This is a genomic window from Bacteroidota bacterium, assembly GCA_020402865.1.
In the GTDB taxonomy this organism is placed as follows: domain Bacteria; phylum Bacteroidota; class Bacteroidia; order Palsa-965; family Palsa-965.
Genome location: JADBYT010000028.1, coordinates 48,264 through 65,500 on the forward strand (window position 1 = coordinate 48,264; position 17,237 = coordinate 65,500).

At 48.3% G+C, this 17,237-nt stretch carries 19 protein-coding genes and 1 pseudogene; 12 read left to right on the plus strand and 8 right to left on the minus strand.

The window, feature by feature from the left end:
* Positions 1–81: 81 nt before the first annotated feature.
* From IM638_17380 to IM638_17395, 4 genes and pseudogenes are all read left to right on the plus strand, one after another.
* Positions 82–894, plus strand: coding sequence for a hypothetical protein (locus IM638_17380; GenBank protein MCA6364810.1), 813 nt, complete (start codon positions 82–84; stop codon positions 892–894).
* 137 nt (positions 895–1,031) lie between these two features.
* Positions 1,032–2,087, plus strand: a complete 1,056-nt coding sequence (rsmH, locus tag IM638_17385) for a 16S rRNA (cytosine(1402)-N(4))-methyltransferase RsmH (protein ID MCA6364811.1) — start codon at positions 1,032–1,034, stop codon at positions 2,085–2,087.
* 81 nt (positions 2,088–2,168) lie between these two features.
* Positions 2,169–3,007 (plus strand): annotated as a pseudogene (locus tag IM638_17390) (phage antirepressor protein).
* Positions 3,008–3,071: 64 nt separating this feature from the next.
* On the plus strand, positions 3,072–3,575 hold the full coding sequence (locus tag IM638_17395) for a hypothetical protein (GenBank protein ID MCA6364812.1): 504 nt from the start codon (positions 3,072–3,074) through the stop codon (positions 3,573–3,575).
* Between the two features lie 105 nt (positions 3,576–3,680).
* Here the strand turns inward: IM638_17395 and IM638_17400 are convergent, their stop codons facing one another.
* Positions 3,681–4,223: a hypothetical protein gene (locus tag IM638_17400; protein ID MCA6364813.1), complete on the minus strand. Its 543-nt coding sequence runs from the start codon at positions 4,221–4,223 to the stop codon at positions 3,681–3,683.
* A gap of 312 nt (positions 4,224–4,535) precedes the next feature.
* On the opposite strand from IM638_17400, the gene IM638_17405 reads away from it, so the two are divergent.
* Both IM638_17405 and IM638_17410 read left to right on the plus strand, forming a co-directional pair.
* On the plus strand, positions 4,536–5,711 hold the full coding sequence (locus IM638_17405; protein MCA6364814.1) for an acetyl-CoA C-acyltransferase: 1,176 nt from the start codon (positions 4,536–4,538) through the stop codon (positions 5,709–5,711).
* 68 nt (positions 5,712–5,779) lie between these two features.
* The gene (locus IM638_17410) at positions 5,780–6,565 is read left to right on the plus strand and encodes a C40 family peptidase (protein MCA6364815.1); all 786 of its coding nucleotides are present in this window, start codon (positions 5,780–5,782) and stop codon (positions 6,563–6,565) included.
* A 30-nt stretch (positions 6,566–6,595) separates the two neighbouring features.
* Here IM638_17410 and IM638_17415 read toward each other — a convergent pair whose 3' ends face one another.
* Complete coding sequence (locus tag IM638_17415) at positions 6,596–6,781, minus strand: hypothetical protein (protein MCA6364816.1); 186 nt, start codon at positions 6,779–6,781, stop codon at positions 6,596–6,598.
* A 197-nt stretch (positions 6,782–6,978) separates the two neighbouring features.
* Positions 6,979–7,155, minus strand: coding sequence for a hypothetical protein (locus IM638_17420; GenBank protein MCA6364817.1), 177 nt, complete (start codon positions 7,153–7,155; stop codon positions 6,979–6,981).
* A gap of 243 nt (positions 7,156–7,398) precedes the next feature.
* Between IM638_17420 and IM638_17425 the strand changes: the two genes are divergently transcribed.
* Entirely contained in the window at positions 7,399–7,977 is a 579-nt protein-coding gene (locus tag IM638_17425; GenBank protein MCA6364818.1) for a YdeI/OmpD-associated family protein, read from the plus strand.
* A gap of 9 nt (positions 7,978–7,986) precedes the next feature.
* Here IM638_17425 and IM638_17430 read toward each other — a convergent pair whose 3' ends face one another.
* From IM638_17430 to IM638_17440, 3 genes are read right to left on the minus strand one after another with little or no spacing between them, the layout of a single operon-like run.
* Positions 7,987–10,077 carry a hypothetical protein gene (locus IM638_17430; GenBank protein ID MCA6364819.1) on the minus strand — a complete coding sequence of 697 codons (2,091 nt, stop codon included), beginning with the start codon at positions 10,075–10,077 and terminating at the stop codon, positions 7,987–7,989.
* 32 nt (positions 10,078–10,109) lie between these two features.
* Entirely contained in the window at positions 10,110–10,856 is a 747-nt protein-coding gene (gene fabG, locus IM638_17435) for a 3-oxoacyl-[acyl-carrier-protein] reductase (GenBank protein MCA6364820.1), read from the minus strand.
* Between the two features lie 52 nt (positions 10,857–10,908).
* Complete coding sequence (locus IM638_17440) at positions 10,909–12,444, minus strand: hypothetical protein (protein ID MCA6364821.1); 1,536 nt, start codon at positions 12,442–12,444, stop codon at positions 10,909–10,911.
* 220 nt (positions 12,445–12,664) lie between these two features.
* On the opposite strand from IM638_17440, the gene IM638_17445 reads away from it, so the two are divergent.
* From IM638_17445 to IM638_17455, 3 genes are all read left to right on the plus strand, one after another.
* A complete protein-coding gene (locus tag IM638_17445; GenBank protein MCA6364822.1) occupies positions 12,665–12,958 on the plus strand; it encodes a hypothetical protein in 294 nt (97 codons plus the stop codon).
* 339 nt (positions 12,959–13,297) lie between these two features.
* On the plus strand, positions 13,298–13,651 hold the full coding sequence (locus IM638_17450; protein ID MCA6364823.1) for a response regulator: 354 nt from the start codon (positions 13,298–13,300) through the stop codon (positions 13,649–13,651).
* Between the two features lie 41 nt (positions 13,652–13,692).
* A complete protein-coding gene (locus IM638_17455; protein ID MCA6364824.1) occupies positions 13,693–14,169 on the plus strand; it encodes a hypothetical protein in 477 nt (158 codons plus the stop codon).
* Positions 14,170–14,278: 109 nt separating this feature from the next.
* Here the strand turns inward: IM638_17455 and IM638_17460 are convergent, their stop codons facing one another.
* A complete protein-coding gene (locus IM638_17460; protein MCA6364825.1) occupies positions 14,279–14,944 on the minus strand; it encodes a VOC family protein in 666 nt (221 codons plus the stop codon).
* A gap of 109 nt (positions 14,945–15,053) precedes the next feature.
* Positions 15,054–15,875 (minus strand): hypothetical protein, encoded by an 822-nt coding sequence (locus IM638_17465; protein MCA6364826.1) that lies wholly within the window; start codon positions 15,873–15,875, stop codon positions 15,054–15,056.
* Positions 15,876–15,937: 62 nt separating this feature from the next.
* Here IM638_17465 and IM638_17470 point away from each other — a divergent pair, with 62 nt between their 5' ends.
* On the plus strand, positions 15,938–16,729 hold the full coding sequence (locus IM638_17470; GenBank protein ID MCA6364827.1) for a DUF2520 domain-containing protein: 792 nt from the start codon (positions 15,938–15,940) through the stop codon (positions 16,727–16,729).
* Positions 16,726–17,226, plus strand: a complete 501-nt coding sequence (locus IM638_17475; protein MCA6364828.1) for a 3-deoxy-D-manno-octulosonate 8-phosphate phosphatase — start codon at positions 16,726–16,728, stop codon at positions 17,224–17,226. Before IM638_17470 ends, IM638_17475 begins: the two co-directional genes overlap by 4 nt.
* Positions 17,227–17,237 lie beyond the last annotated feature (11 nt).

Genomic DNA, 17,237 nt, shown 5'->3' on the forward strand with positions numbered 1-17,237 from the left:
AGAAGATTCGGCGCTATTGTGCCTGCAGGTTGATTGTTCCGGTTTTTTTTGCCATCTTTCCTCTTTCCAAAACCCTGCAACATGCGCAATCGTTTCATTCTATACGCCTGCTTCTCGCTTTTTATTCTGATCAGCGGATGCAACTGCCGCGAAAAAGCCGGCTGCCTCAATCCTCAGGCCACAAACTACGATGCCACAGCCACCATAGCCGATAACTGCGCGTGCCGCTACGACGGGGTGATAAATGGCTGCGGCATACTTAATCCAACCACAATGGTTATTCCCCCCGTGCAGCAGGAAACCGAAGTATGGTGCTGGCTGGCCGTGGGCGAAATGATTTTCAGGTACTATGGCCTGCCCACCGTAAATCCGGGCGGCGATTATCAGTGCGGCATTATCGGCGCTGTCGGGTATGCGCAATACGGCGCCTGCGACGCCTGCAATATCAATTGCGGCAATTGCGTAAGACCGGCCGGCTCAGCATCTATGATTACCTTTATGCTTACCAATTATCCCAAAGTAGCCTGCCGCGAGCTTTACAACCAGAACCGCACATTAAGCAATACTTTCCTCTCAGGCTGTTTACAGCCATCTGATCTGGTAAATGAGTTGAATCAGAACCGCCCGGTTATTGCAGGCATCAATCCCGGTCAGCAGTTTGTATTGCCCGGAAATTCGCAGCATGTGGCGCTGATAAAAGGGTATTACTATGATTCAGGAAATAATCTCATCCTGAAAGTCAACGACCCTTATCCCTACTACGTAACCGGTTTTGATCCGTATGTAGCCAATGGCGCAATAGCCAACGGCGATCTCAGCTATGATATTTCGTATGCCGCGTTGGTAACTTCGCTGTTTTGGAATACCTCGTGGTACAATATCCGCTGGCAGTAAATTCCTGAAAGGCGCTATACTGGTGCGGAAATGCGCGGCAGCTGAGGCGTGTCCCTGCCTGGCAAAATAAATTCACCGCCAGCATTATTGCCCGGCCACTATTCAGGGCGGCGCTATTTCCTACCTTCGTACACCAGATGGAACCAGCAGACAACCACGATAAACCCCGCCGCCGCCCGCGCTACAAAGGCACGCACCCCAAAGCGTTTAAAGAAAAATACAAAGAGCAGCAGCCCGACCAGTATGCCGACCACACCGCCAAAGTAATTGCGCGCGGGCACACACCGGCGGGCACGCACCGCCCCATTTGCGTGCAGGAAATACTCGACGTGCTGCAACCACAGCCCGGGCAAACCGGCTTGGACTGCACCCTCGGCTACGGCGGCCACACCACCGAACTGCTCAAACGCATCACACCCGGCGGCCATCTTTTTGCTACCGATGTGGATCCGCTCGAACTGCCCAAAACCACCGAACGCCTCCGCGCCGCCGGCTTTGGCGAAGACGTGCTCACCACCCTGCCCTTCAATTTCGAGCAAATAGATGAAGTGGTGGCGCTCTCCGGCCCGCTGCAGTTTGTGCTGGCCGATCTGGGCATTTCCTCCATGCAGATCGACAATCCCGACCGTGGCTTCAGCTTCCGGGTTGACGGCCCGCTCGATCTCCGCCTCAATCCCTGGCGCGGCAAACCCGCCAGCGCCCTGCTCAAAACCATAAGCCGCGAAGACCTCGAAGAAATCCTCCTCGAAAATGCCGACGAGCCCCACCACGAGGTTATTGCCCACGCCATCACCCACCGCCGCCACAAAGGCGAGCAAATAACCACCACCCAGCAACTGCGCCAGCTCATTGCCGAAGCCCTGCACTTCCTCCCGCCCGAGCACAAGGACACCGACATCAAAAAAGCCTGCCAGCGCGTATTCCAGGCCCTGCGCATCGAAGTAAACAACGAATTCGGCGTGCTCGACAATTTCCTCGAAAAACTCCCCGGCGCACTCCAGCCCGGCGGCCGTGTAGCCATACTCACCTTCCACTCCGGCGAAGACCGCCGCGTAAAGAAGTCATTCCAGCGCTTCTTCCGCGAAGGCGTGTATTCCGAAATTTCTAATGAGCCGGTGCGGCCTTCGGCGGCGGAGTGTGCAAGTAATCCGCGGGCGAAACCGGCTAAGTTGCGGTGGGCGGTTTTGGGGTGAGGATGTGGAAAGCAAGTCTATTGAGTTATCAATTTCATTACATATAATTTATTAAACTGCTTATTTGCATATCTTAACCCAATGGGAAGCATTAAACTTTTTGAGAACAAAAAGGTTCGTTCTGAATGGAACGCGCATGAACAGAAATGGTACTTTTCAGTGCAAGATGTAATTGAAGTCCTTACTGATACCGTAAATGTAAAGGACTACATTAAAAAGATGAAAAAACGTGATGCCCAGCTAAACTCCAACTGGGGGACAATTTGTCCCCTGGTTGAAATGGAAGCGGCTGACGGCAAAAGACGTAAAATACAAGCTGCTGATACAAAAGGGCTTCTGCGTGTAATACAATCCATTCCTTCACCCAAAGCAGAACCATTCAAGCTTTGGCTTGCTCAGGTTGGAGCAGAAAGGCTGGAGGAAATCGAGAACCCGGAATTAGCCACTCAGCGAACAAGAGCGCTTTACAAGCAGAAAGGTTATCCCGACGGGTGGATTGAAAAACGAATGAGAAGTATTGCCATTCGTGAAGAACTAACCGAAGAATGGAAAACAGGGGTGTAAAAGAACAGATTGAGTACTCTATTCTCACAGCAGAAATCTCGAAAGCAACATTCGGATTTACACCTTCTGAATACAAAAAAGTCAAAGGGCTTAAAAGTCAGAATTTACGGGATCACATGACTGATCTTGAGTTGATTTTTTCGATGTTGGGAGAAGCGTCAACTACTGCAATTGTCAAGGAGAAAAACCCTGTTGGCTTTATTGAAAATAAGAAAGTTGCTCATCAGGGTGGAAAAATTGCAGGTGATGCGCGAAAAGCATTGGAAATAGAAACGGGCAAGCAAGTCGTAACATCTGAAAACTATTTGCCTGAAACGAAAAAGAAAAAAGAGTTAAGGAAGGGAAAAGATAAATGACCCAAAATGAAACTTTCATTAAAATAAAAACAGAGACTCCACCTAAATAAATATCATTCTTCAAATGAAAATCGAATACAAAACATGCAATGATGATGAAAAATTATTTTACTTTCATTTAGGTTTACTATCAACAATGTTTGCTGAAATGGAAGCGAATGTGGTTTCCCTCTTAGGCGGTCATATTACGGATGATCTATTTCTAATCAATCCAATCATTGAAAAAAATTCACTGAGTTTTAATATTGATCTTTTGAAAAAAGTGAATCTATATAAAGATTTCGAAAAGACAGAAGTAGAAAGGTTAATTGAAAAGATTTCGTGCATAAGAAAAAACAGAAATCTATTCATCCATGGAATTTGGGGAAAGCCATATAAAAAAGATAATGATGTCATTATTGATTGTTACGAGTTCAAGATAACAGAGGTAAAGGTTCAATATGGAAAAGTTTTGAGATCAGCAAAACAACATTCTTTCAAATTATCGGAAATAACTTCTCAAATAGATCAGATAGATGAAATTATTAAGCGGCAAAAATCACTTTTGGAAAAGTTAGAACGGATTTAATATACCAACAGATAAAAGACAGTAATAAATTCAAATAAAACCCGATTATAAAGTGATCGAATTCGACCACTTTAAACTAATCTGCACAAAGGGTTTACAATTTCCTTACGCCTTCACATACCCCAAATAATTCCTCCTCACCCACCAATAATAAACCACACTAACACTCACCAAAATCCCCCCATACACCAACCCCGCCGAATGCACACTCCGGTAAAACTCCGAAGTCCAGATCAACACCCACATTACCGTAGAAAACACACCGGCCACCGAAAGGCTGATGACCATTAAATACCCGAAATACGCATGCAGGTGTGCCGCTTTCTTCGGAAACTGCACCCACATTTTCCACCACGGTGCTTTTGCGCCGGTGGCCATGTAGCCTGCAAATTGGCTTAAACTGTAGCCTTTTTCGGTGGGGAAAATGCGGTATTTGCCAAACAGGGCTTTGTAGTAGGCAAACATCACGTAAGCGCACACCGCTCCCAGCAACAGCAAAATGGGCAGCCAGCTCAGGCCAAAAACGCTGGCCAGCGGACTGGCTTCTTTCTGCAAATCGGGCGTGTGCTGCCAGGTGGCGTAGGCATCAAACGAGCGGGAAACGAGAATCCATGCCGTGGCGAGGATGTAGCGGGTTGATTTTTTCATAAAGCGGTGTTGTTTAGCGCAAAGAAATAGGCTGCGCGGTAACACGGCGGGCAAATGTGACGGGCGGCTACGCTTCCTGGTTAGTGGAAAACGGCAGGGCGGTTTATTCGGGAATTTTAACAAAAGCCGACGTGAAGCGGTATTTACCAGCCAAGCCGCTTTAAAGTGGTCGAATTTGACCACTTTATCATTAATCTGCTTGTATTGTTTTGCAATTACGCATGAAGTTTTGCGCAGATATACCTCGCCTGCTTCCTCCCAAAGTAAATCCTTACCTTTGCCCCGTTTTCTAAATCGCGAAAAAATCAACGTATGAAAGAAGTATATATCGTTTCTGCCGTGCGCACACCCATTGGCGCTTTTGGCGGGGCTTTTGCCGATGTTCCGGCCACCAAATTAGGCGCGGCGGCCATTAAAGGCGCTGTAGAACGTGCCGGCATCGACCCGAACATGATTGAAGAAGTGTTTATGGGCAGCGTGCTGCAGGCCAACCTCGGTCAGGCGCCTGCCCGTCAGGCTGCCAAGTTTGCCGGACTGCCCGACCATGTGCGCTGCACCACGGTGAACAAAGTGTGTGCTTCGGGCATGAAATCGGTGATGTTTGGTGTGCAAAGCATCCTGCTCGGCGATAACGACGTGGTGGTGGCCGGTGGCATGGAAAACATGTCGGCCACACCTTATTACGTGGAAAAAGGCCGCTATGGCCACAAATACGGTCACGGTCAGCTGCTCGACGCCATTGTGAAAGACGGCCTCACCGATGTGTATCACAATAACCTGATGGGCAACTCGGCCGAGCTGTGTGCCTCTACCTACTCCATTGGCCGCGAAGCACAGGATGCCTACGCCATTGAATCATACAAACGCTCGGCGGCAGCCTGGGCGGCGGGTAAATTTGCCGACGAAATTGTACCCGTAACCGTGGCCACCCGCAAGGGCGAAGTGGTGATCAGCGAAGACGAAGAATACAAAAACGTGTTCTTCGACAAAATCCCCACCCTCAAGCCCGTGTTTCAGAAAGACGGCACCGTTACCGCCGCCAACGCATCAACCATTAACGACGGTGCCGCCGCGCTGGTGCTCATGAGCGCCGACAAGGCTAAGGAACTTGGCATTAAGCCGCTGGCCATCATCCGCGGTTACGCTGATGCTGAGCAGGCGCCCGAGTGGTTTACCACCACGCCCTCAAAAGCCATTCCGAAAGCCATTGAAAAGGCCGGTCTGAAAGCCGAAGACATTTCGTTTTACGAAATCAACGAAGCCTTCTCAGTAGTGGCTTTGGCCAACCTGCAGCTGCTCAACCTCAACGCCTCGAACGTAAACGTAAACGGCGGCGCGGTGGCGCTGGGCCACCCGCTCGGCTGCTCTGGCGCCCGCATACTGGTTACCCTGCTGCATGTGCTTAAGCAAAACGGCGCCCGCTACGGTGCGGCCGGCATTTGCAACGGCGGCGGCGGCGGAAGCGCCATGGTCATCGAAAGCGTGTAAAACTATGCTGAAAACTGAGCGCGGCTGCCTTTATGGCGGCCGCGTTCGTTTTTATACATTTGTGCCGTATGTACGGAGTTTGCCACCTCAGCGCCGTTCCCTGCCGCCGCGAATCCTCTGACCGGAGTGAGATGGTGACGCAATTGCTCTTCGGCGATGCGTTTGAAGTAGTGGAACAACGCGAAAGCTGGCACCGCATCATCACCGCCTGGGATCACTACGAATGCTGGATAGACCGCAAGCAGTACCTGCCCGTAAGCAAAGCCACGTTCGACAATCTCCGCCGCAATCCGGCCCCGGTTACTACCGATCTTATCACCATCATTACCGATACCGAAACACAAATTTCGTTTCCGGTCACACTTGGCAGTTCACTTCCCTACTACCACAGCGGGCAATGCCAGATTGAAGACCGCGTGTTTCTGGTTGACGGCAACATAAAGCCGTTTGAGCAGGATGCCGTGCCCGACAGGCAGGCGCTGGTTGAAACGGCCCTGCTGTTTATGAATGCGCCCTACCTCTGGGGCGGCCGCACACCGCTGGGTATTGATTGTTCGGGCTTTGTGCAGCTTATTTTTAAGGCCAACAGTATGCAGCTCAAACGCGATGCCTACCAGCAGGTGGAACCCGGCCTTGCGCACAGCTTTGTGGAAGAAGCCCAGGCCGGCGATCTCGCCTTTTTTGATAACGAAGAAGGCCGTATCATCCACGTAGGCATGGTTATCGACCAGAACAAAATCATTCACGCCTCCGGCCGCGTACGCATCGATCCGTTCGACCATTACGGCATTTTTACGCCCGAACGCGGGGGATATACGCACAACCTGCGCATCATCAAAAATATACTTGGATAAATTCTACTCTATTCCAATTTACATCTGCGTTCAATATTTCCCCTTTATTAATTTACTTAAGGACTTAATATTATTCTTCTCAAGGAATGTTTTGAGGTGCATATCACTTCTAACATTGAAATTCCTTCCATATTGCTGTTCAATAGTCCCAATATGAACATCATCTCTTTTATCTCGAAGTTGTCCATTTTGATTTCGGCTCCTATTGCCTTTCATACCTTCTGCGTCTTCTGACATGGTTATTTTTTTTAATTGTTTGTGTACAAAAATAATATGACAAAAAGTCGAAATTACAAAAGACTAAACGCGTGTACATTTAGTTAATCTCTCACAACCTGCGCATCATCAAAAACATATTGGGATAAACGCAAAAAAGCCGGATTGCTCCGGCTTTTGAATTATATACATACCTGTTAATAGGTCATAAAATTCGTGCTCTTTTTCACGCGTTTGTTTTTCTTGCGTTTCTGGCTTTTCGAACCGCAGGCGTGCTTTTGCCCGCAGGCTTCTGCTACAAGTGTTACTGCACCAAACGAAAGTGCGAGGATAATGAACTTGCCTGTAATAAAACGGCTGAGGTGTTTTGCCATGACTTAAAATGGGTTTTTCGGTTAATGGTTTTACAAGTATATCACAATTTGGCACATAAACAAATACCTGATGATTTAAACCTAAAACGCCGCACCGTATTTTCAAATTGCATTGATTACGAAGGGATTACTCCCTTTATCAGCATCAACCGGCCGTAATGGCGGGTAATGCTTATTTTGCGGGTGCTTTAATTTACCAGCCTGCGCAACGGAAATACAAACAGCACTCAAACTACTGCCGCCATGAATCCGAAAGTCCATTTTTATTTCGAGAAGGAAAAACGTTGGACAGATGAAATAATCAGGCTCCGCGAAATTGTACTGCAAACGCAGGTAAATGAAGAACTGAAATGGGGCTGTCCGTGTTATGTATCTGAAGGAAAAAACATTGTATTAATTCACACCTTTAAAAATTACTGCGCCCTTCTTTTTTTTAATGGTGCCCTCCTGCCCGATCCGAAAGGTTTACTTGTGCAGCAAACGCCAAACGTGCAGGCCGCCCGCCAAATGCGGTTTACGCACCTCAGCGAAATAATTGAACGTGAGTCCGACATCCGGTCGTTCATCAAAAAAGCAATTACGGCTGAAAAAAATGGCGAGAAAGTAGTTTTAAAGAAAACTACAGATTTTATCATGGCCGATGAGTTTGCCGTGCAGCTGAAAGCAAACCCCAAACTGAAAAAAGCCTTTGATGCACTCACGCCGGGCCGGCAGCGGGCTTATCTGATGCATTTCTCATCGGCCAGACAAGCTAAAACGCGTGTGGAACGTGTGGAGAAATGTATTCCGAAAATTCTGAGCGGAAAAGGGCTTGACGATTAATACGTGTGCTTAGTAGGCCCCGTTTCGTTTGCGCAAAAACCACTCTGCAGCCAGCAAAAGCAGCAGAACAGCAAACACCCACCAGCGCGTAATCAGATCGTTGAGCTGCTGCGGATTGTAAATTACGGGGCGTATGTCTTCGCGCGCCAGCAGGAGTTGCTCTAATTTATCTAATTCGCGCGCATTAATCATTGCACCGTTGTGGCTTTGCGCCAGGTTGTAAAGCAACTGATGATTGGCTGTGAGGCTGGCCGCCTCCATCACGAGCGGAGCTACACTGAACGAGCCTTTTTGTGTAAATACCTTGCCGTTTACCGTTACACGGCCGGTGTAGCTATAATCGCCCGGCGCAAACTGTCCGGCGGTTAAGCGATAGGCTGTGGCTGTTTTTGTGAATGTAAACGGAAACTGCTTTCCTTTGGCATTGGTAATGGAGAGTGTTACTTCGGGCTCGGTAATGAGTTCGTAGCTTTCGTTATACACCTCGGCTTCAAAGCTCACCTGCTGGTTTTCGTCCCAGCTGTTGCGCGTGCTCAGGCGGAAAAGGCTCTTGTCAACCTTCACGGCCAGATACTGCACCGTTTTGGAAACAATTTCGTTGAAAATATCGTGGTTACCGTGATCGGCAAAGTCGCGCAGGCGCCATTTCCACAGGCCTTCGCCGGCAAACACCGCCGTTTTGCGGTCGCCCTGCTGGGCAAACACCCAAAGCGGATAATCGGTTTTTAGTGCGCCTATTTTCTGACGCAGAAAAGGCGTAGCGCCCGGCGAGCTTTGAAAATCGGCAAACGGCGACTGCACGGCGGGAAACTGCGGAATGTATTTCAGTACGTTATCGCCGAGGCTGAAAAGCGGAAAACCGTTTACCGGCACTGCTTCACATTCGTTGGCCCGTTCGCCGCGGCTGGTGATGCGCACACCGGCTTTGAGGTTGTTGAAATACGTGTATTGCGGCTGCAAACCGGTAATGTAAAACACCGGAATGTTTGCCGCTTCCAGATCAGCCAGCAGCTTTTGGCCGGGCAGGCTTTGCGACGGAATTCCGTGCAATACAGCCAGGTTATACTGGCCCACAGGCTGGGTAAACTGGTCGAGTGTGAAGGCCTCGGCCTCGTAGTTCTGACTGGTTTCAATGCTTTGTTTCAATGCGCCGATGTCGGGATGCGGCCCATTGCTTACCAGCAGTACTTTCTGCCGTCCGTCGAGCACATCCACCAGAATTTCGCGCGTGTTGTTGCGCAGGTTTTGCTCACCGTCAACAGCGGTCAAACTAACGCGGTAACGCTGCAAACCTACGGCTTTGGCATCAAGCTGCACGGGAATGGTGGTCGAAAACGGATCGCCGGTAAGCGTAAGCGGCTGCGAAAAAAGCGTTTGTCCGTTTTGCGACACCGTAAGTACAGTGCGCATACCGGCACAGCGATGCGCTTCGGCCACAATTTCGAGCGGAAAAGTGTTGCCGAGGAACGCAATTTTGTTGTGCAGCACATTGTTCACCAGCAAATCGCGGCGCACGGTGGTATCGCCCATGGCCACGGTAAACACGGGTGCTTTGAGCCACGATGCGGCAAACACCGGGCTTTCGCCCTTGTTGTAAAGCCCGTCGCTGGCCACAATTACAGCGCCCAGATTGCGCCCGCTGAAACGGGTTTCAATTTCATCAAACAAGGTGCTGAAATCGGTTTGCCTGTCGGTCCATTCCGGCGCAATATTCTCTCTGAATTTTTCGCCGAACGAATACGTTTTCACTTCAAATTTTTCGGCCAGCTTTTCGGTCAGGCGGCTGAGCTTCTGGCGATATTCGTTGCGGTACCAGGCAGAATCAGCCGTAAGCAGGGTTGATTCGGATACATCCTGCGCAATCACCACCACCGGTTTTTCCACTTCGCGGCTCACCGTTTTGAGCAGCGGGCTGAGCAGCAAAAAGCAAAGCAGGCTTACCGCCACAAAGCGGAAACCCGAAAGCAGCCAAAGCATGCCGCGCGAAAACTCGTTCAGGCGGGCATTGCGGAAATACAGCAACGCCGCGTACACGCCACCTGCCAGCAGGCAAAACAGCGTGTACCACAGCGGTGCTTCAGTAACTATTTTAATGCTCAATGGAAAAGGTGCGTTGCGTCAGTCTCTCAGCCTCAGGTAAGCATACCACCACATACATTCAGCACCTGGCCGGTAATGTAGGCCGACATGTCGGATGCCAGAAATACGGTGGCATTGGCAATATCGTCGGGCGAACCGCCACGTTTAAGCGGAATACCCTCGCGCCACTGGTCCACCACTTTCGGGTCGAGTGCGCCGGTCATTTCGGTTTCAATAAAGCCCGGAGCCACCACGTTGCAGCGGATATTCCGCGAACCAAGCTCAAGCGCCACCGACTTGCTGAAGCCGATAATGCCTGCTTTTGAAGCGGCGTAGTTGGCCTGTCCGGCATTGCCTTTCACGCCCACCACCGAGCTCATGTTTATGATGGAGCCTTTGCGCTGTTTCAGCATCGGTTTTTGTACCGCTTTGGTAAGGTTGAAAACCGATTTGAGGTTGGCGTTTATTACCTCGTCCCACTGCTGTTCGCTCATGCGCATAAGCAGGGTATCGCGGGTAATACCGGCGTTGTTCACCAGAATGTCAACCGTACCGAAATCGGCCACCACATCGTTCACTAATTTTTCGGCAGCGGCAAAATCAGCAGCATCCGAGCGGTATCCTTTAGCTTTTACGCCAAAAGCGGCAAGCTCCTGTTCAAGTGCCTGCCCTTTTTCAACCGACGAGAGGTAAGTAAATGCCACATTGGCGCCCTGCTGGGCAAACATAATGGCAATGCCACGGCCAATTCCGCGCGATGCGCCGGTAACGATAGCCGTTTTTCCTTCAAGAAGTTTCATAAAATGTATTTAAGTGAAAGAATGCCAAAGATAACCGGAAAACGGTAAAGCCTCACGACTTTCGGCGCGATGTGGTTTGGGCTGGTAGTTTGCTCTGCAGCCATTCGTGCACGGGAATGAGTTCGGGCGAGAGCGGTTTCCAGCTCCAGGGCTGGTTTTTCTCGCTGAGTCTGGCATGCAGGTCGCGCGGCACTTTTGAAAGATTATCAAACCGGAAGCCGGCTTTGTCGAGCTCCCTGAACAGTTTAAGAATCATCCTGTCGCGCTCATTTACATCGGCCTTTCGGGCATTGCGTTCAATGTGTTTCTGAAGATTACCCACCATTGGCTGGGCCTCATCGTGCCGGTTCAGCTCAATCATGGTCATTATCCGCAAAATACGAATGGCTATTTCCCAGCCCAGCTTATCTTTCGATAGTTCAAACTTAAGGCTCAGCTGCCGCGAACACTCTTTAAAGCGCCCCAGCTTGAAATGCACACAGGCCTCATAAAAGGCATATTTGGCAATACGGAAATCACCTTGTTTCAGGCGGTTTGTTTTCTGGAGAGTTTCGATTATTAGCTGTGCTTCATGCCATTTATTATTCAAAAATAATATCTCAAATTCAAATTGCTTATTCAAATAATAATCAGAAGAGTTTGGGGTGAGATAACCTACCGATTTACGCACATCAATTATTGCCTGTTCATAATGCCCGAGATAAACTTCACATTCTGCCAAATTTCCATATGCATACCCCATTCGGTTTTTCCTATAAACTGATATATTATTTTGAATTAGATTAATTAAACTTTCACACGTTTCTTTAGCTTTATGATAATCATGGATACTTTGGTAATACCCCATCTCAAACATAAGCAAGTAATAACCTACTGAAGGGGATTGTGTTTGCTGATAATCATATCTGGTTTGTGTTATACAATCAAGATAAAAGGATGTAAGTTTTTTATCCCCAACATTTCCCGAGAAAGAAGTGTGAAAAATTGTTTTATAATAATTGTCGGTTGCTCTGATATTAGCTTGATTACATTTTTCATAATAATTTATTTCCTCAATGAACTTCTCAAATGTTTTTTGACCTTCTCGCCATGTTTTCATATACTTCAACTGGTGCAAATGCTCAAGAAGAACAAAATACATTTCGTATTTTCTGGAGGTATAAATAATGTCATTCAGTAATTCAATACCAAGCGATTCACGTAGTGGGGTAAATCTGATAATTTGTAAAATTGTTGCTTTCTTTTTTAATCGGATTGTAATGGGATGAATTTCATCTTCATACTCATCTCGCTGAATATTAATATCGATAGCAAGCGAATCGAGAACTTTATTATATAACCGCGTTTTTAATTTATCAATTCGACTATCGCGGGGAGCACCATATATAGACTTTGAACAAAAATCAATATCAGGTGCAGATTGTTTTTTACTTAGTAATAAATTGGCCAATTCAAGCATTTTAGTTTCTGCCTCATTACGAGTCGAAAACCCAACCAGATATTTCTTCAATACCTTTATTTGCTGCCTGTTGAGTGTGTGCAGCAGTTTATATAGTTTATCTAATTCGTTCTGTTTTGAAGTCGTCATTGAGAAATAAAAGATAATACAATATCTATTGAATTTCCACTTTCAACAAGGCTTCTTTTTCTGAATACCTTATTTCGGTGAGGATTTGGCCAAACGGACATTCATAAATAATGGAATCGAAAGTCTTTATTACGCTGAAATGTCTCTTAAAGTTCTATCCAAATGCAATTCCTTTGCAGTGTAATACAAACAAAAATAACAACTAATCACTCCCAAAAAAATGAAAATGTCTATCAAAATGCTTGCTCTGGCAATTGCCGCACTCTTTGTTACTTCATTTACATCTCTGAATGCTAACTCAGCTTCTGCAGCAACCCAACAGCACGCATCAAATGCCAGTGCAATAAGTGATGCTGACATTATTGAGTTTATGGCGGATCGGGGGTACACAGTTCAAACCATCACTCCTGTAGAAGGTTCAACAAATGTTATCGTAACTGTAACTGGCGGCAAAAGATTCATTTTATTCATAGAAGCAGATAACATTCGTGACTGGGAAGAGGTGCTCAGCTAACCTAATTAACAACTCATCATCATATTTATGGATGTCCACGAACCTATAAACAATAATTTTACGAAAATTAAACCAAATACCATAATTTGCTGAATAGCTACCAGTTGCAATAGTAAAAAATCCTTTAAAGAACACCTTCGATTACATTTTCGAATGTCCTGAACCTCTCAAAACATACTCGCTTTTGAGAGGTTTCGGTCTTTACTTAGTACTATCAAAAAAATAAGGCTTATGTACGGTAATCAGTCACGGGAATTTGGGTTTGAGGGGCAGTTAACCCCTTTTCAAACAATCTGGCACATCGATGCCAATGAAACCGACGTTTTTCAAAGCCGTCTGATGCTTGAGAAACACGGATTGTGCCGTAATTTCGGAGCCTTCAATTCGGGCCGGGCTGGTATTTTTCACCTTGCTCAGGCCCAAACACTTCCTGATCTTATTCTGCTGGAGTTGTATCTGCCCGGAAAAGGGGGTATCGACTTTCTGGAGCGGCTTCAGGAACTTCCGGAGGAAATCAGTTCAAAAACGAAAGTAATTGTACTTACTTCCTGGCTCAACTACAGGCCACTACTCATTAAACAGGCATTTGCCTTCCCTCAGGTGATAGCCTGCCTCGAAAAACCGCTCAAAACAGATGTACTGCTCGACGCAGTAATGCAGGTTCCTGAAACGAATTCTGCCATCCATTTTTAGCCAACTCTCTTTTTGTATAACGTCCTAATTCCCCCTGCACTATGGATCGTTTACATTTACGCCTTTTCTGGGAAGGTACCTGGGATCTTTCATCCCGGTCTGTTTCTGAATCTGTGCCCAATACACCCGGCATTTACATTGTATTTGCTCCCAAAAAACCGGGGCTTGTAGCACATGATCACCCGGATGCTTACGAACTGTTATACATTGGTGAGTCGGAAAACATGCGCCATGCACTTATCAAATCAAAGAAATGGGGACTTTGGGAACGGAAAAGTGCAACCGGGCAAATACTTCTTCGCGTCACTAAAACTGATCATGTGCTTTGCCGGCGGACAATTGCTGCGGTGCTGGCTTTCCAGAATAAGCCTGTATGCAACAGCCGTTTCGTAAATATCTCGCTGTTCCGCTATGTGCATGTGACCGTATCCAATTTTGGTGCTTTTATGCCGCTCATGAATGATGCCGAGCAGCATTACCAGCAACAAGCACCCTCCGAGTTTCAGGCTATGGCATAAACCCATATTCTTTGCCTGTTTCAAAGCAACCGGAAGCAATTTCGGTTGCTTTGTGCTTTGTACGCATACGAATCAACTATTCCCGAATCGGGCAGCAGAATATGGCTGTTTAACCCAGCCTCAGCCTGATTTCTCTCCCTCCGTTTTCTGCTACAAGAGAAACCGGATGCTTTTCAGCGGGAAAACGCCCCATATACCACTCGCGGCCGGGTGGAACCAGTAAAATCAGGCCTTCATCATCACCCAATGCGGTAAAAGCATCGGTGTTTTCCTGTCGCACAAAACCGGCAATGCCGTGTACTCCCGCAAGCCAGTCGCGGTATGCGGCCAGATCGTCGGTCACAAGTCCTATTTCACTCACACCAAGCAGCGATGCCGCTCCAAACCGGGGCGCATTGCCCGCCGGGGGTATTGCTGCACGTGCAATTAACTCAACGATATTGCCCGCCGGATCGAAAAAATAAACCGACCGGGCTTTCCAGTCCGGAAAATCAATCACATTACCCTGTCCGTTTGACGAAGGAATAAGCTCTACGCCCTTACGCTGAAGCCATTCGGCCGCATCGGGAAGCTGATCGGGCTTTATGTTGAATGCAAAATGATAGCGTGCATCGGCCGTGCCGGGCACCAGTGTAAAACGTGTGTAACCGGCCTGCATGGCCAGCCCGTCGCTACCGCCAATCACTTCGTGCTCCGTGAAACCGAGACGTTCTACATAAAAACGCCTGCATTCATCAATAAAAGCGGTGGATATAGTTAATGCCGTGATGCGCATAAACAGTGATTAACAGGGGCAATTTACTGGTTTCTGCGCAACTGTGGCAAGCAAATCGGGTAAAATTACAGCCATACAAGAGAAAAGCCGTATTTCTGCCCGCCGCAGGTTACGTGGTTTTGAAAAGATACCAGCCATTGCCCAGCGGCTCAATGAGAATATAATTCCGTGCCGAAACCGGTGGAATTTTTGCCGGGTCGGGCTGATAGAGATAGCCTACCCGGTTATCGCTGGTGCCTCCTATCAGAAAAAGCAGTGTGCCGGGCCAAAGCGGATCAGTAACCACGCTTCGGATAAGCAGTTGACCGGCTTTGCGACTGATCTTTTTATTTCCGAAAGCACGTGCAAGCAAGGAATCATTGCTGCACTGCCGTGGATTTTTTGCCAGCGTGGTTTGCAGGTTCACAAAGGTTTTCCGGTTGCTGATGAAATGTGTTTTCAGCACACTGTCGCAACCAAGAAACAATGTACAATTGGCTTTTTCAAAGGCCCAGCTGTGACTGTGTGCGGCAGTGTATGCCTTGCCCCGTGCGGCTGGCGGCACTGAATCGAGGCGGGCCAGTGCGGCTTTTACCGGGGCTGTGCCGGTAAGTGTGCGGATGGCATACATGCTCCACACTTCTTTTTTGCGGAGATAGAAATAATAATCGGTGCTCAGTAGCGAATCATGAAGCCATACCGCTACACAGGCAAATGTGCTGTCTTGCCGCACAAGGCGTGTGTGGCGCTGCACACGCAACGGAAGCCGCTGACCAAGCGTAGTATCGGTTTTGCGTTCACCGGTAAGCTCGCCGCTTACGTAACTCTTTTTATCCGGAAAGCCCTGCGGCGATACGTATTGTTCAACCACCTGCAGCGGGCTAAGCAGCGGGGTTTGTGCAGGAAGTTCACAAGCAAAAAAAACGATCAGCAAAAAAAGCAACAGTCGCATGGTTTCAAATTTACGTTTATGTGTGCATGTAACGGCAACAGGCAAAGCACTAACTTTACACCATGCCGGAATTGAGCGGAAAAAAAGTGGTGCTACTGGGTGCAGGCAATGTGGCCTGGCATTTCGGGCGCGCGCTGCAAAAATCAGGCGCCGAAATTGTGCAGGTGTGGAGCCGCAGCCGTGCACAAGCCTCAAAACTGGCCCGCCTGCTTGGCACGCAGGCCGCCTGGGGCGATATGCAGGTGGCTGCAAAGGCGCATTTATACCTCATTGCCGTAAAAGACGATGCAATTGCACAAACCGTTGCCCGTATTCCAAAAGGAAGTGGCATGGTTGTACACACCGCCGGCAGTGTACCACTTAATGTGCTGGAACATGCGGCTGTAACACATACCGGCGTGCTTTGGCCGCTGCAAAGTCTTACGGCCGGACATCGCATCCGGTTTTCAAAAATACCGCTGTGCATGGAGGCCTCTTCACCGGCGGCGGCAAAAGTACTGGGGCTGTTTGCACACGCACTTTCTGAAAATGTAACCAGGCTTAGTTCTGTACAACGCGCACACCTGCACCTGGCTGCGGTTTTGGTAAATAACTTCAGCAACCACCTTTTCACACTGGCCGAAGCAATTACCTCCGCACAACAAATCCCCTTCCACATCCTGCATCCGCTCATTACCGAAACCGCCGAAAAAATAAAACACCTCGCTCCTGCCCGCGCGCAAACCGGCCCGGCCCTGCGACACGATAAAAAGGTAATGCAAAGCCATCTTCAACTCCTGCAAAACCAGAAAGAACTACAGCAACTCTACAAGCTGCTAAGCAGCAGCATTCAACATACGCACGCTGACTTATGACCGACAACTTCAAACAACGCCTCAACCGGATACGTGCTTTTGCTTTTGATATTGATGGTGTGCTTACCGACGGCACCGTGGCTATTGGTTCAGACAATACAGTTACGCGAAGTTTCAATACCAAAGATGCGCATGCCATTACCACAGCCGCCAAAGCAGGCTACACCATGGCTATTATCAGCAGTGCACGTGAGGAAACATTACGCGCACGCTTAGCCGGACTTGGCTTTGAATATATTTATCTCGGCAGCACCGATAAGGAAATTACGCTCAAGGAATTTGCCGCCGAAACCAGTCTGCACTACAACGATATTCTTTACATGGGCGATGATGTGCCCGATTTACTGGCCATGCGCCTTGCCGGTGTAGCCGCCTGTCCGCACGATGCCGTTCACGAAATCCGCGCCGAAAGCATTTATATTTCTCCGTTTAACGGCGGGCGTGGTTGTGTGCGCGATGTAATTGAACAGGTGTTGCGCCTGCACGGAAAATGGTAGTGCCTGAAAAT